This window comes from Candidatus Chlorohelix allophototropha (assembly GCF_030389965.1).
GTDB classification, from domain to species: domain Bacteria; phylum Chloroflexota; class Chloroflexia; order Chloroheliales; family Chloroheliaceae; genus Chlorohelix; species Chlorohelix allophototropha.
On sequence record NZ_CP128400.1, the window covers coordinates 1,675,268 to 1,690,874 of the forward strand.

A 15,607-nucleotide genomic window follows, 5' to 3' on the forward strand; every position below is an offset into this window, starting at 1 on the left:
TACCGCTTAAAATTTTAACTGCATACCTCCAAGCGCAATTGCCAGTTTGCGAGTATCCTTGAAGGGTAGCCCTATGTCTTGGGGTAGTGCGGCTGCCAGCGCACTAGTGAAGTTAAGAGTATTTAGCCCACTTTTCAGTTTAATGCTGGTGTTGTAAGGGGTAGGACTTTGCGATAGGGGAATGCTTTTTAATGATTCATTGCCTAAGTTAAGCTGAAGTGAATTACCCGGCGCAAGGCTCCACCCTGTAAAACCAAGTTGGACTTCCGCCTCTTTTTTCGCGTATAGCCTGATATTCAATTGCTTATCCGTCCAGCGATAGACCAGCCCATTATCCAGTTTTTGCGCAAGGTAACCCCCGGTTAGGTTGGTAAGCATAACAGAATCTTGCTCATTTGCAGTCGGTACGCGATAAACTAAAGTTTGCCCATCATCGAAGATTCTGGCGGATTTCCCAAGCAACGTATCAAGACGCGCTTCTTGTTTCGCGATAGTGACATTGTCAAAAATCCCCTCGTCGCGGTACAGAAAGACATAATGGAAGTTGTAAAGCTGAAGTAATCTAACTTCCGGATCAGGGGTATTTTGAAAGATGGCTTCAGGGGGTTGGGGGTTATCACCGAAGAAATAGCCGATGGGGTCGCTACTGTCGTAAAACTGCACCACTCGGCGCGAGATATAGCCGCTGGTAATTGGTTTATGATGAATGGCTTGAAAGAACATGCGGCGACTATCGCGTGAATAGTGTGAGGTAATAGGCAATTCCAGAATCCCATAGCTATTATCCGGTTCAGCTGCAATCTGATCCAAAATCTTCGGGTAATATAACGAATTCATTGGAACTGGTAACATTTGCACATCTACCAGCATTGCCACAAGCACAAGAAACGGCAAAGCAGCCCATGTTTTTTTGAGGTTCAAGAAAGAGGTTTGCTTGAGACGGTTTTGCAACCATACGATGCCCCAACCTGCCATAAGGCTCAAACCGAGCGTGGCAAGGGTGTAGAATCGAATGGGGGCGCGTCCGTTATTTAGAAATGGGATAATATTGAAAACCTGATAGGGCAGCGGTAACCCGCTATTCAAAGCTTGTTCGGCATCATCGCTGGCAAAGATACGCAAATTAGAGCCTAGCGAAAGTACCAGCGTAACACCTACCAGCGCAACCCACCACCATGCCCAGCGTGGCGCTACAAGTTTTTTCTTTCCAAATAATGCAAAAACCCCTACGATAGCAACTGCCAATAAAACGTAGCCGAGATATAAGCTACCACCGTTTCCACCGGCTATCTTCTGATTGATAAACCACCCCATTAATGGTGCAGCATTTAGCACTGCCTCTACATCATGTGCCGGGTCAACTATGGTTATATCGGGGTCATTCTTAGTTCCAAATGTCCCTACCAATACGGGAGCAATCAAAAACAGTGTGGCAACTATGGTAATACCTACCCTAATGGTAAGTTCGAGCCAACTATAAACCTGCTCTTTATTTTTAGATATTATTCTTGCCACCAGCAAGAATAAATATAAGCTTCCTGCATACAAGCCTACCATCATAAAACTGTACCAATCGGTGTAAAAGGTTAGGCTTATGAATAATATGGCTAACGCTATATTTAGGCTACTTTTCTCATTGGGTTGGTCGGGCGATTTTACCAGCGCTTTGTGCAGAAACAAAATGCTCAATACCACCCACTGCCCCCAGCAAACTCTTTCCTGACCGATTAAGATAATTGAAAGATTAAAGGGAGAAAAAGCATAGAAAGCGCCTACTACAAAGGCTGCACCGCGAGACCCATAAGGCATAAAGTAGCGTGCCAGCGCATAAACCGACGACCCGGTTGCTATATAACCTATAAACAGTAATAGGTTATAGCTTCCGGCGTAACCCAGAACCGGGCTTATCAAACCACCGAGCAAGCTCAAGGAAGGTTGCAAAGTATGATAAAACAGCGGCAGGGGGTTGTTTGCATTACGGTACGGGTAAAACAGGGCATCGGTAAAGTAAGGATTGGTAAAATGCTCTACTACACTGGTGCGCATCCACCAAAAATTCCAGATATCCTGTAAGCCGTCCGGGATACCACGCGGTATAGAGGTGAAAAAATTCGGTAGCAATGGCAATGTAAAAAAAATGGTTAATAATAAATAACCAAGCGGGACAATATACCATGACCAATCTTTGGAAAAGTTTTGGGGCTTAGCAACCGGGGTTTGTGTCAAGTCAGATTTTACCTGCGACCAAAAACATCTATTGAGTATTAAGGATTGACATTACCAAAGCAAAGTTAATTTTAACTATACTACCTATCCCTGTCAATTTTCGATTGTATTGAGAACCTTTTAAAAGAGGGTCAAACATAAAAATAAGCTGGAAGAGTGCCTCAAAGCATTTCTACCATGCAACATTGCTCTCTAATCCATCACTAAAGTAGTGATAGGACGTGGCGAGTAACGATCCGATAACTTAGTTCGAAGCTGAGCACGTCTTCCAAGATATTCTGCACCACTTCAACTCCCACACTTTTTACACTGGCACACTTTTTAGAGCTTGCATGTAAAAACTGAACTTAATCTAAGTGTAAATAATTAGAATTATTCTCATTAATATTTAAACCACAACTTAATCGGTTGTAAACACATAAAAGTATTAAAACCTGCCTATGCTAATAATATTCACCTCATTTTTACTTACGTACACCTATCCTTTAATAAATTACACCTATGCTTAAATTATAACAATGGGAATTTCCTGATCAGGTAAGTATTAAAAGCCTGAAAGAAAGGAGAAGCGCCATGAGCACCTTAAATATGCAAGATGCTGAAGTAGAAAGAAGTAAACCGCAAACGTCGCCCGCTTTGAGAAAAATCCACACTACATTGCTGGCAACAGACGGGACTGTACATGCTGAAAGAGCATTATTGAATACCATACACCTTGTTCAGCATAGCGGTGGAAATTTGATCATAGTCTATTATGCCGACCCTAATGATACCGCTTTATTCGGTGCAATGGGCTGTACTAGCTCGGAAGCTTGGGAACAGCAAGGTAAGTTAGTGCTTGAGCAACTGGAAAAGAAGGCTAGAGACGCGGGTTTGACTGAGGTTTCGGTGCTACTTGAGCCTTATAAAGGGGAAGAGGGATTGAGCCTATTAGCTACTAAAGTTCAGGCGGACGTAGTTGTAATGGCATCTCATCTCTTTTGTTTGGGTTAAGTAGAGACTTATCACCGTATTTTACTAAATTTTTACCAAATTTAACCTATCCTTATACCTATTGGGGTAAAAATATTAAATGGTGTACTGGGTGGAAGGTAGATTATAGGCTATGAGGTACACTAGACTTGCACGTAGGCAAAGAACGCAAAATGATGGAGACGAGGTCTATAGCTCGCTAATGTCTAACGAGAACGCGCTTGAAAAATCGGAATCCTTACTTGGATTTCTGGAATTCATGGCAGAAGGTGTCATGATATTAGATAGCTCTAGAATTATCAGAGCGATAAATTCATCGATGGAGCGAATGTTTGGCTGGAGTGAGGCTGACCTAGTAGGTAAGTTATGCCTTGATATATTCGGCTGTCAGCATCCAGATAGCTCTACTTCACTATGTGTAAATCTATGCCCTTTGATGACGATGCGTGCCTTATTGGATCGGCTGCATCCCATCAATTACTATGAAATTTCTATGCTAACGAAAAGCGGTGAAAGGCGTGAAGTCAGTGCCAGTTTTGCGCCGCTATCATTGCCTTTTTTGACCCAAACAAATGCTGAAATTAGGGATTCACAAGAAAAGTTACCACTAACACTACCAAACAAAGTACCAGCATATAGTATAATTGTACTTAGGGATGTAACCGATTTAAAGCGGCAAGATCGGATTAAGTCACAGTTTATAGCCACAGCTTCGCACCAACTACGTACTCCTCTTTCCAGTATCAAAACCTCAATTGGTTTGTTGCTGGCAAGTGTAGGTGAAGATTTTAGTGATCCATTGCGCCGCTTGTTAATGAATATACAGGTAAGTTCAATGCGAATGGAGCGTTTGGTAAACGATATGATCGAGCTTACCAATCTCCAGAGCGGGCGAGTTAAGATGCAGCGCAACCATATCGAGGTACGTGATCTGGTTGATAAAGCAGTTAATTTGATTCGAGCTAATCTCGAATACAAAAAACAAATTCTTAAGCTTGATTTACCTACTGATCCGGTCTATCTTGATACCGATTACGGGCGTATAAGTCAGGTACTTGGTCATTTGCTTTCTAATGCCAGTAAGTTTAGCGCATCCGGTGGTGAGATTGCATTACAGGTTTATCCAGTAGCACATGATGGGCAGGCTACATTCCTACAAAGAGAAGCTGTTTTCTGCGTGAGAGATAGTGGTATCGGTATTTCTGTACAAGAACAAAATATGATTTTTGAAAAATTTTACCAAAGTCAGGTCGCGGAAAACTCAAATGAAGTTGGTGGAGGTTTGGGCTTGCCGATGGCAAAAGCTCTGGTAGAATTAAATGGGGGTCGGCTCTGGTTTGAGAGTGAGCCGGGCAAAGGGAGTAAGTTTTATTTTGCGCTCCCTTCCAGTGGATAAGCTAAGAGAATATCTGGCAAGGATAAACTATGAAGATTCTGGTCGTTGACGACGATAAAAATATAGTTGAAGCTATTACAATCGGTTTCCAACTACAATGGCAAGAAGTGGAAGTATTAACAGCCCCGGACGGTGAGAAGGGGCTAGATATGTTTTACGAAAATAACCCCGATATAATTCTCCTCGACGTGATGATGCCCCATAAGGATGGTTTTACTGCCCTCAAGGAAATTCGCCGCACCAGCGATGTTCCTATAATCATGCTAACTGCGCGTGGTGATGAACTCGATAAGGTTAAAGGGTTGGAACTTGGCTCGGATGATTATCTCACCAAGCCGTTTTCTCATCTAGAACTCTTTGCCCGCATTAAAGCTGTTTTGCGACGTGCCGAAATGCCGCCGCCTATGAATGCCATGCCTTCATTTGTAAGTGGCGATATATCAATTAACTTTGAGAATCGTGAAGTGCTGAAGAAGGCTATACCGATTAAAATGACTCCTACCGAATACAGCCTATTGTTTCTTTTGGCACGAAACGCCGGGCGCGTAGTGCCGTTTGAAACTTTACTGGATAAGGTCTGGGGTCCTGAGTATAGAGAGCAATTGGATTATCTCAAAACATATCTAAGCCGCCTGCGCAAGAAATTGGAAGATGATCCCGAAAATCCCCGTTATCTGATCACCGAGCGCGGCTTAGGCTATCGCTTTGTAAAGATTGGCGGAAAATAAGTTTTTCAACTTCAGGGCGAACTGTAATTGTTCGCCTTTTTTTGTTATGATGATAGATCAACTCTGGCGCTCAATTCAAAAGCCTGACACACCTACCGAATTCTGGGATAAAGCGACTACTCCCTTGCTTCCTTCCGTATGGTTACCTGTACCCGGTATGATCTGGGTTTCGTATGTCTATGCCGCGGGAAGGGATTTTAGAAAATTGGCTGATGGCGCATACATTGCAAAACCTTGGGCAAAGCTCGAATATCACCCCGGTAGATCTGAGCCTGAAGTAGTAGTTTTATCAAATAAACTTGAGCAAGCAGCTATTCAGGGAGTACGTCCCCTTAAACCAGATGAGGTGGAAATATATCAACAATACGCCGCTATTACAGAAAAAATTCTAGCCAACGAGCCGGCTATAGTAGCGAGTTTGCCAAATTTAATACGCAATTACTACCGCTTATGGAGAAATTGTAACGGAGTAATTGCGTATCAAGTGAAGCCCTATCATTCAGATTTTTTTAAGTGGTTAGACGAATATTAGCGATTATCTTCCCAGTATAATTCCTTCTCTCCGAATTTAACTAAGTCACCGCCCTTAACGCCTTCGCGATCTAGCGCCCGACTGATACCCATGCGATCAAGCACTAACTGTAAGCGCTCTAACGCTTCCCAATTTTCCATTGGGGTCATGGCAACAATCCGCTCAATGCGCTTACCGCGTACTCGGTACTCACCCGGAGCTTCGACAATAACGGTAAAAGCATCATCATCTAGAGTAGCAGGTGTTAGAACTGGTATTTCACCTTCCCTTGAAGCTGCCAATACGGTAGCAGACGGCAATTCCTTAACGGCTTGCGCTATCTGCAAAATCAATTCTTTAGTACCCTGCCGCCCGGCTGCGGATATGATTTGCGGCTCTATATCTTTTTGGCGGAAATACTCTTTCAAGCGTGCTAGATTCTCTTGCGTTTCCGGTATATCAACTTTGTTGATAACTACTATCTGGGGCTTAGCGGCTAGTTCGGGGCTATAATCCGCTAGTTCTTTGTTTATCTGCTCGTAATCGTTTATAGGATCGCGCCCGGAATACCCGCTGCCGTCCAGTATATGCACCAGAAGGCGAGTACGTTCGATATGCCTGAGAAATTCATGCCCAAGCCCTACTCCCTTGGACGCGCCCTCGATCAAGCCGGGGATGTCTGCCACTACATAGGTATAATCATTGTCGATAATTACTACACCAAGATTTGGTTCTAGAGTGGTAAAGGGATAATCGGCAATTTTGGGGGTAGCAGCGGTAATAGCAGAAAGCAAGGTGCTTTTACCGGCGTTGGGGAAACCCACCAACCCAACATCGGCAAGAATCTTTAGTTCCAGTCGCAACCAGCGCGCTTCGCCCGGCTCGCCGTTTTGCGCCATTCGCGGCGCTTGATGGGTACTGGTTTTGTAGTGGGTATTGCCCAGACCACCGCGCCCCGCCCGCGCTACCATAATAGTCTGACCGGGTTCTGTGAGGTCACCTTGTAAAACAGGTCGTTCTGGATGGTCAGGGTCGGGTTCGGTATAGAAAATAGTGCCGGGCGGAACTTTGATATAAAGGTCATACCCTGCCGAACCGTGCATTTGCCGTTTTCTACCGTTGCCGCCGCTTTGCGCTTTATAGTGCTGTTTGTATTTGAACGGCAAAAGGGTGTTCAGGGAAGTATCTACCTTCAGGTAAATTGAACCTCCACGCCCTCCATCACCGCCATCGGGACCGCCAAACGGCACGAATTTTTCACGCCGCATAGAAGCCGAACCATTTCCGCCATCACCGGCTTTTAAATGGATTTTAGCTTTATCATAAAACATATTTTATTGATCCTGCCTAGCCGTAGCTTTTTGATTCCTCCACCGGATTTAGCTCTGGTCGTCAAGGAAGGCGCGCAGGACTTTGCCGATACGGGGGTGGCGCAACTTGCGCAATACTTTCGCCTCAATCTGGCGAATTCGTTCGCGAGTAATACCAAACTCACGGGCGACCTCTTCAAGGGTGCGTGGTCTGCCACCCTCGTCCAGTCCGTAGCGCAATTTAATAATTTGCTGTTCGCGAGGGGTAAGTTTTTCCAGCGCTTCTTGCACTGCTGCCTTCATCGCTTCTACGCCAGCCTGTGCAACTGGATCCATGCTGTTAGGGTCTTCGATAAAATCTCCCAGAGAAGTGCCTTCGCCCTCATCGCCCACCGGTGTTTCCAATGAGACAGCTTCCTGACTGGCAGCCAATAGCCTCTCAAGCCTTACCAGCGGCATTTCAAGGTCTTTTGCCAGTTCTTCAAGGCTCGGTTCACGGTTCAGGCGAGAAACGAGATCACGTCGCACCCTTTGTACTCTGGCGAGTTGTTCATTTAGGTGAGCCGGTAAGCGAATTAGCCGTCCTTGATCGGCTATGGCACGTGTTACCGATTGGCGAATCCACCAAGTGGCATAAGTAGAGAATTTATATCCTAGCTTATAATCATATTTGTCGATGGCGCGCATCAATCCGATGTTGCCTTCTTGTATAAGGTCAAGTAAGGTTAAGCCGCCTGCACGGTTACTATACTTGCGTGCAATACTAACCACCAAGCGCAAGTTTGCTTCCATTAGGTGGTTACGGGCTTCCTCACGAGTACGCTCATCGCCCTCCGCCAAACGTTTAGCCAGTTCAATTTCTTGTTCGTAGGTGAGTAAAGCTACCCTGCCTATTTCGCGGAGGTAGCTGGCTACACTATCGTCACTGTAATAATCATGATCATGATCATAGGCAACAGAATGTCGAACAACTGGAGTAGCTACGTTATCGACAGGAGTAAGACTTTCTCCTAGAGCGTCTTTCTCAAGTTCCTCAACTTCTGCCAGCATAGCGCCGGTAGGCTCGTCAAGCGAGCCTTCAAGTTCGTCTGTTTCTTCGGTTTCTTCTGATGAGTTCCCGTTTAGCAATGTTTCCTCGCCGAGATGTACGGCCTGAGCTTTACTATTTATGTAACTGCTGGTATTTGATGCCTTTTGTCCCATCATATTTCCTCGATAATGGCACAAGACCCCTCATACATACATTCTGGGTGACAAATCACCATTTTCCCTAGCTACTAATTATATTACTTTTACTCTTTTTTTGCTGATGGTTGTTCATTTTTGAGTATTCTAACACATCACGCAATAAATCTCATCTTAGATTGGAGCTAGTGTGCTGTAATTGCGGCATAAGCAATTTTTACAATTACGCTGGCTGAACCGCTATTATCACCTAAAAAAAGAAAATTCGATTGATTGTAAGGGAATCCAAAATTGCTATAATCTCGCAATTTATTGGTGAGCAGAACTTTGCTGTCGGTTGAAAGCGTATAGGTAGCGCCTTTAATTGTAAGCTCATAGCTGGTCAGCGCAGCCGTAGTATTGAAATCCACGCTTTCCCCATGGGTGAATAATGTTCCATTGTTAGTACTTGGCTGTGCTGGTCCGTCATTTTGTGCCCAAATCTGGTTTGTCCAAAAGGCAAGTTCAATTCCTTTTTTATCTTTGCTTAATAGCGAAACGCTGAAACCTGCCCGGTCGGATATTCCATCTTTGTTACGGTCGCCATATTTGTGTTCTTCTCTAACAATCTGAATTTTGAAACTTAGGGTAAAGCCTTTTTCTTGGTAGAGAATCGGCATCAGATTGGGTTTGGCAAAATATCCGGTGAGGTCGTTAGCTGATTGTTGAGTATCAAGGGTTGTAACACCAGCTTTATAAGACTGAGTTGAACTAGAACCTACCATCGGCATAATCAACATCTTAAAACCTTGTGTATCAGGAGTCCCCTTATCAAGCGCACCATCGTAGAGTACCACCAAATCGCTTTGGGGAATTGGGGTAGCTGTTATTGAAGCTGTAGAGATTAAGGGAGTGGGAGTATCCGGTTTTAATGTTGGCGTGGGAGTCGGCATCTCGTTACAGGCAGCCAGAAAAATAGCCACCAATAAGGTTAAAATCACAACTTTACTTCTGGATGCCCTCATTATAAATCTTTACGAAATACTACATTACTTCTTTTCAAGCAAAAGCGCATTTTTACAGATTGTCCGAACACCAGAATATAACTCCGGTGTTCGGACGCAATGCTTATATCTGTGCGAGGGCATACTGAATGATGAGCGGTGCAAGTTCTTTTGCTAAACCTAGCGAACTGAACTCGATAGTATAATCAACCTCGATTGCTTTGAGGCTATCACCATCTTCAATCAGGTCAACCGCCAATACGCCACCACCAACCGCCTTGGCAGCCGCAAGCGCTACTTCCACTATTTGTGGCGTGAGCGGGCAATCAATTACGGTCAAATTTTTGTCACCACTGCTGGTAGCGCGGTTGGCAATCATATAAATTGCTTTGACGACTTGATTGCCAATGACAAAAGCGCGAATATCTCTTCCGGGGCGATTCTGGAGATATTCCTGTAAATAGTAAATGGCATGGTCGTACTGTCCAAGCTGATCTTTGTATTCCAGCACAGCTTTAGCAGCATCATAATCGTTCAGCCGCGCCACCAATGAGCCTTTATCCCCGGTGATGGGCTTAAGCATAACCGGGAAGCTTAACTCATTAATGCTGGTCATTGCGCTTTCTAGGTTAAAAGATATTTGGGTGCGCGGAGTAGGCACATTATTTTCCACAAAAGCAATAGTAGTGAGCAATTTGTCGCCACAGGTTCGCGCTACCTCATAGCTATTAACCGTTTTGATTCCGGCTCTTTCAAGCAGTATAAGGCTGTATAATGCTACAAAGTGGTCGATGGTGCGTTCAATAACCACTTCGGCATCGCCCGGTACAATAACCTTACCTTCTTGCATATCAAATACTATTTCGGAAGTATTTATTAGGATCGGCTCAACTCCGAGTTTGCGCGCCGCCTCAATCAGAGCGTTTTCGTCTTCGCGCAGTTCCGTGTAGAGAATGCCAAGCTTTTTCCCCATATTAGTCTTCCTTCCCGGCGCTAGACGGTTTATGACTCTTAATAATCAGGTCAACGTTTTCCAATGAAATAGGCTCAAGCCCTGCCGCGTGCCGCACTTTTTCAGTGATGATAGCAATGTCGGCATCTTCCAGTTCCAGTTCTAATTCACGGACACGGGCGGCGATAGCATGTTTACCGGTAATGCGGCTGGCAATATCGAGGGTACGGCGGATACCGAAATCTTCGGGTCGCAGCACTTCGTAAGCCTGACTGTCCTGCAAAATCGCTTTAGTGTGGATTCCGGCTTTATGAGTAAAAGCATTCGGGGCAGTGATCGGCATATCATGCGGAATAGGTACGCCCAGTATGGTCGCTACCATTTTATCCAACTTGGGCAATTCCACCAGATTATATTGCTTGACCAATTCCCGATCGAGTGAATAGAGACGCGATACCAATCCGCTCAAGGAGCAGATACCGTTGCGTTCGCCTATACCCATAACCGTAACGTTGATACAGTGTGCGCCGGCTTCCATCGCCGCAAGGGCGTTTGCCACCCCACACCCGGTATCGTTATGCCCGTGAAACTCAACTTTGAATCGGAAGCGTTTGGTAAATTCCAATATGCGGTCGTACACTTCAAACGGGGTTGCCCCTCCCACAGTATCCGGGAAATCCACCTGATCTACGCCAGCTTCATCCAGCGCAGCGCAAATGTAAAGAAGGTCTTTGAGGTCGGTGCGGAAGGCATCTTCTGCGCCAAAGCGCGCGAAACGCCCCTTACTATGTACATACTCTACCATATTACAGGCGAGTTTTGAAACTTCCTCAACACTTTTGCCGTGGCTGGCTTTCTGAAGGAACTTACTGGTACCCATGAAAAGGTTGATACCATAAGCGCCGGTTTCGAGCGCCATATCCACATCTTCCTGATTGACGCGACAATGCACCAGCACCTTGCTGTTCGAATTTCTCTTTTTAAGCTGGCTTACCATAGTAGTAAGCTCTTCTAATGCATTCGGATAACTGACGGGCGAACCTACTTCAATGTAGTCAACACCAAACCGCGCCAATGCGGTGGCAATTTCGATTTTCTGTGGGAAAGAAAAATGGGCGCGGCTGAATTGCTCGCCCTCGCGTAACGTGGTATCTAGAATCTCCACGCTTTTGATATTCGTGCGGCGCGGGGTTATGCCGTTCGCCGCCGCGTTTTGTGGTTCGGTGTCCTCCATGATACTCCTCAAAATAGGCGTTTTTCTGATAAAGTGGGCAAAAGCCTTGGGTGGCTAGAATACACTAATCCCCGCCGAGTCGCAACAGTAAGGGTAATGTAATCAGGGCAGTTGCAAGGTCGGAAGGGGGTACAGGTGGAACGCCTGTCGGGGTCGCAAGCGGTGTCCCCTTGAACTCACTCATTCTCCTCCTCCTCCGGTCAGTGCAGCAGGTTACTACCTTAAAAAGGGTTCTTGCAACAGCCCTGGTAATGTAATGTACAAGGGTTGTTGCAAAAAAGAAATTGCGCCCTATAAAACGGTTCTCATAGGGGTTAGGGCTTGAGGTGATTGCGGAAGGGCGCATGGGGATGCGCCCTCGTTAGATAGGTTTAATTATCGGAGTACTGTTCTCTTAATTGAGAATATCCCTTTTCCAGAAACGGAAGGTTGCAATAGCTACAAATCCGACACAAATAGCCAGTAGCAAGCTTTGCACCGTCCAATCAATTCCGGTAATAATCGGTCGTCCGTATTGGCGGAAGATGGACAATTGCACCACCCAATTAGGCAATTTGAAAAGATCAGATAGTAAATCGGCTAGGAAGCTCAGCAGGATCAGACCGCTCAAAATTCCAACCGCTACCACCGCTTTGAAAGCTGACAGCAAGTAGCCTGCCCCCGCTACCACTGCGCAAATTACCCATAAGCCGAAGAAAGCGCCTGCCGCTTTGCCAAAATCTACCGGAACATTGCTCACCAACGCAACAACCCAGAAAATTACCGCTTGTATCAATACATAGATGGTTGAGGCTACCAGCGTTGCCCCGAATCGCTCTAGCAGCAGGCGCGGACGCGATTCCGGTGTACTTAGCAACAACTCCAGATGCCCATCGTTTTCCTCGCCCGACCAGAGTGCAACTTGTGTGATGGCATAAATCGCTGCCAGCACCGAAAGTATCAGGAAAAGCGATATTGCCAAAATTCCTTCATTAGTTAGCTCAACGTTAAAACCAATATTCTGAAGTAAATCCGAATTTTTAAGAAGGTCGGCAAATATCTGACGATAGGTGTCGGTAGCAGGTACAATCAACAAGATGTAAGCGGTTATCGACAAACCCCAAATTATTGTGCCCGGCAGCAATTCCCCCAGCATAAAGGTAAAATTATTGCGCAACCAAGGTGAACCAGTGGTAGTGGTGTTCTGATATCTTTCTGACTTAACCGCAGCCCGGTTTTTGAAAAGCTCAAAATATGCGCCGTGATCTCGCTTGATATAGGTTAACACTGCCGGAACGAGTATCACAAGGTTTAGCCCTATCAATACCGCTAAAGATACCGCGCTTGTGCCCACGCTTCGCGCCAGCGGCTTGCTCTCATCATAATAATAGAAGGGTGAAATGTATTTTAACCATTCAAAGTTGGGTAACTGGTAAGCGATGTTTTTTATGAAGTAGGTGAATGCCATGATACCGATTACCCAGCTTGAGGCAGCTTTGCGGGACATAAAATTACCCAACAGCAACCCAAGTGTCCCGAATAGCATAGCGGTTATTCCCACGTTGAGTGCGGTCAGCATTGCAGTAGCAGCGGTAACCCCTGAGTTCGTCAGAGATGCGCCACCCGCTAACATCCCGAAGCCCCATATCGCTACGATAATAAACAGCGATACCAGCATACCGCACCACTTCTGGAGTATGACCGAGATGCGCTTTTTAGGGGTAGAGAGCAACACATCTAAAGAACCACGTTCCTCTTCGCCTCGGATAATAATTGTGCCCATCAGCAGCATAAAGAAACCCAGTAGCAGCGGAACCATGTAGAGGTATTTAGAATGGGCATAGCCACCTGCGGTATCTATATCTACGGCTTTGCCTGAGAAAATCATGAGAGAATTGAAGGCTTTGTAACCTTCATCTATCAATTTAGCTTTGTTAGGTCCTTCCGGGAACACGCTGTCATAAGCCTTTATCACGCCGAGCATTAGCAACCCACCGAGTATGCCCCAAATCAGGATTGCTCGAATATTATCTCGGATAGTTTTCAGGAAAATATTTCGTAACATCTTTCCCACCTCCTATTTCTGCTCGCGATAATATTCGAGGAAGGATTCTTCTAGCGAAGGCTCACGACTGACAAAGTTTACTACGGTATAGCCCGACACCACCTTTAAAATTTTGTCCAAGGATTCGGGGCGTACCACACAACGTACAGTCTGACGATGGTCGTTGGGCGCTACCTCAAAATGGCTCACGCCCGGTATCGCGCTCAATTCTTCAAGCGGCACTTGCCCGTTAAAGGTGATTTCAAGGCTATGGGATTTGATATCGGTCAGTTCGCTGATCATCCCTATTTTTACCAACTTGCCCTCGCGAATGATGGCTACCCGATCACAGACTTTTTCCACCTCGCTCATAATGTGGGAACTGAAGAAGATGGTAGAGCCGTTCGCTTTTGCCTCTTGGATGAGCTTGTAAAATTCTTGCTGATTGAGCGGGTCAAGCCCGCTGGTGGGTTCGTCCAACACTAGCAACCGGGGTTTGTGCATCAACGCTTGGATAACCCCTACTTTTTGTTTGTTGCCGCGCGAATATTGTTTGAACTTTTTACTCATATCGAGGTCAAGGCGTTGCGCCAGTTCTTGTACATATTTCCAATCCACCCCACCGCGCAAATTGGCGAAATATTCGAGCGTCTTTGCGCCAGTAAGGTTGCTATACATTGTAAACTCGCCCGGCAAGTAGCCGATATGTTTGCGGATTTCTACCGTATCGTTTTGGCAATCCAGACCAAAGATGCTAGCTTTTCCGGTGGTAGGGTAAATAAGGTTCAAAAGTAAACGGATGGTGGTGGTTTTACCCGCGCCGTTTGGTCCGAGAAAACCAAAAATTTCACCCTGATCAACCCTTAAATCGAGTTCGATGATGCCCCGGCTCGACCCGTAGTTTTTGGTCAATTTGTTGGTTTCGAGGGCGTACTTGCTTTCCTTTATATTTATATCTACCCGACTCTCCGCCTTCTGTGCTGAAATACTATTTACCATGTATTTATCCCTTCTATTTCACATTTCATTATTCTGATTTAAAGCAGCTTTATGCTTATGCCAAGCGTCTTCAAAGCCATTAAGCCACGCTTGCAAAAAGTTACTTAATTCTTCCATTTCGCGCAACCGCGCCTGAGCAGGGATATTGTCTACTGGAATGACTTTCAAGCCAGAGCGTGCTATCGCCTGAAGTCCCCTGACTTTTTCTCCAACCTCCATAAAGAGGTATTCCCACGTACCCGGCGCAATTTCAAAATATTCGCGTCTTTCGCCCTTTAAGCGGCGCGGCGCTGTCTGTACCATTTTGACGGTTTGTGCCATTTGCAGGTTGGTACTAACACTAGAGCGACTTATTTTCAAAGCTTCGGCAATCTCTTCTGCATTCAAAGCCTTTTCCGATGCCTGTAACAAACCTATGATGCGTCCTAATATCTTTAATCCTCCCCACCTTTCAAAGAAACTGCCCACTTCTTCGGCATAGCGTAGTATTGACTCATCATGTTGAGAGACTATGGGGTTATCCATCACCTTATCGCTGCTCATAAGCCTCCTTAGCCCGACTATTAACACAGAAAATGCTTCTTAAATTGTTATAACTCTTTTTGTAATTATTGTAAATACTGAAATTTCAAAATACTCCGAAAGTCTTACTCAAGCATGGTCGAAAGAAAGCGTTCAAGTACTGTCCTTTCTTCAATTAGGACATTACAAATCTGGGCAAGTTATGGCAACACTTCTTAACCCTTTGGTTTATCTAAACATCAAATCCGTGATAAAATGAGGTGAAATATTTAATTGATTGTTCGTTTTGGTAAATAGTTTGACCATTTTATCTCTACTTGTTTTAACCCCGAATTTCCGTAAGTATTATCCAGAGGCAAAAATTTGGAACAGTTTGAGGGGAATCCAGCGCACCCGTTAACCTCAGAGAAAAATCCTGATAATTTACTAGGGGTAGGACTCTTTGGGCTGACAGAATTTAGCTGAGGCACGAAAAAGGTTCGCTAGTGGCAACCGCTTTTTCTGGATTGCTGGAAAAGAAATGGACGGACACGAAAGTTTCAAATAATCTACGCTTAAATATCGGG

At 45.2% G+C, this 15,607-nt stretch carries 13 protein-coding genes; 4 read left to right on the top strand and 9 right to left on the bottom strand.

Annotated features, from left to right (window positions below):
• Nucleotides 1-6: 6 nt before the first annotated feature.
• Nucleotides 7-2,226 carry a glycosyltransferase family protein gene (locus tag OZ401_RS19745; RefSeq protein WP_341470239.1) on the bottom strand — a complete coding sequence of 740 codons (2,220 nt, stop codon included), beginning with the start codon at nt 2,224-2,226 and terminating at the stop codon, nt 7-9.
• Between the two features lie 573 nt (nt 2,227-2,799).
• Between OZ401_RS19745 and OZ401_RS19750 the strand changes: the two genes are divergently transcribed.
• From OZ401_RS19750 to OZ401_RS19765, 4 genes are all read left to right on the top strand, one after another.
• Entirely contained in the window at nt 2,800-3,219 is a 420-nt protein-coding gene (locus OZ401_RS19750) for a universal stress protein (protein ID WP_341470240.1), read from the top strand.
• A gap of 112 nt (nt 3,220-3,331) precedes the next feature.
• On the top strand, nt 3,332-4,594 hold the full coding sequence (locus OZ401_RS19755) for a PAS domain-containing sensor histidine kinase (protein ID WP_341470241.1): 1,263 nt from the start codon (nt 3,332-3,334) through the stop codon (nt 4,592-4,594).
• Nucleotides 4,595-4,623: 29 nt separating this feature from the next.
• Nucleotides 4,624-5,322, top strand: a complete 699-nt coding sequence (locus tag OZ401_RS19760) for a response regulator transcription factor (protein ID WP_341470242.1) — start codon at nt 4,624-4,626, stop codon at nt 5,320-5,322.
• A gap of 46 nt (nt 5,323-5,368) precedes the next feature.
• Nucleotides 5,369-5,854, top strand: coding sequence for a hypothetical protein (locus tag OZ401_RS19765; protein ID WP_341470243.1), 486 nt, complete (start codon nt 5,369-5,371; stop codon nt 5,852-5,854).
• Here OZ401_RS19765 and obgE read toward each other — a convergent pair.
• The 8 genes from obgE to OZ401_RS19805 form a co-directional block, all read right to left on the bottom strand.
• Entirely contained in the window at nt 5,851-7,164 is a 1,314-nt protein-coding gene (gene obgE / locus OZ401_RS19770; protein WP_341470244.1) for a GTPase ObgE, read from the bottom strand. The two genes, OZ401_RS19765 and obgE, sit on opposite strands and share 4 nt — an antisense overlap.
• A gap of 48 nt (nt 7,165-7,212) precedes the next feature.
• A complete protein-coding gene (locus OZ401_RS19775; RefSeq protein WP_341470245.1) occupies nt 7,213-8,349 on the bottom strand; it encodes a sigma-70 family RNA polymerase sigma factor in 1,137 nt (378 codons plus the stop codon).
• A gap of 164 nt (nt 8,350-8,513) precedes the next feature.
• Nucleotides 8,514-9,308, bottom strand: coding sequence for a choice-of-anchor Y domain-containing protein (locus OZ401_RS19780; RefSeq protein ID WP_341470246.1), 795 nt, complete (start codon nt 9,306-9,308; stop codon nt 8,514-8,516).
• 127 nt (nt 9,309-9,435) lie between these two features.
• On the bottom strand, nt 9,436-10,284 hold the full coding sequence (locus tag OZ401_RS19785; RefSeq protein WP_341470247.1) for a RimK family alpha-L-glutamate ligase: 849 nt from the start codon (nt 10,282-10,284) through the stop codon (nt 9,436-9,438).
• Between the two features lies 1 nt (nt 10,285).
• Nucleotides 10,286-11,497 carry a LeuA family protein gene (locus OZ401_RS19790; RefSeq protein WP_341470248.1) on the bottom strand — a complete coding sequence of 404 codons (1,212 nt, stop codon included), beginning with the start codon at nt 11,495-11,497 and terminating at the stop codon, nt 10,286-10,288.
• Nucleotides 11,498-11,891: 394 nt separating this feature from the next.
• Nucleotides 11,892-13,541 carry an ABC transporter permease subunit gene (locus OZ401_RS19795; RefSeq protein WP_341470249.1) on the bottom strand — a complete coding sequence of 550 codons (1,650 nt, stop codon included), beginning with the start codon at nt 13,539-13,541 and terminating at the stop codon, nt 11,892-11,894.
• 12 nt (nt 13,542-13,553) lie between these two features.
• Nucleotides 13,554-14,519 (bottom strand): ABC transporter ATP-binding protein, encoded by a 966-nt coding sequence (locus tag OZ401_RS19800; protein ID WP_341470250.1) that lies wholly within the window; start codon nt 14,517-14,519, stop codon nt 13,554-13,556.
• 18 nt (nt 14,520-14,537) lie between these two features.
• Complete coding sequence (locus OZ401_RS19805; RefSeq protein ID WP_341470251.1) at nt 14,538-15,062, bottom strand: GbsR/MarR family transcriptional regulator; 525 nt, start codon at nt 15,060-15,062, stop codon at nt 14,538-14,540.
• Between the last annotated feature and the right edge of the window lie 545 nt (nt 15,063-15,607).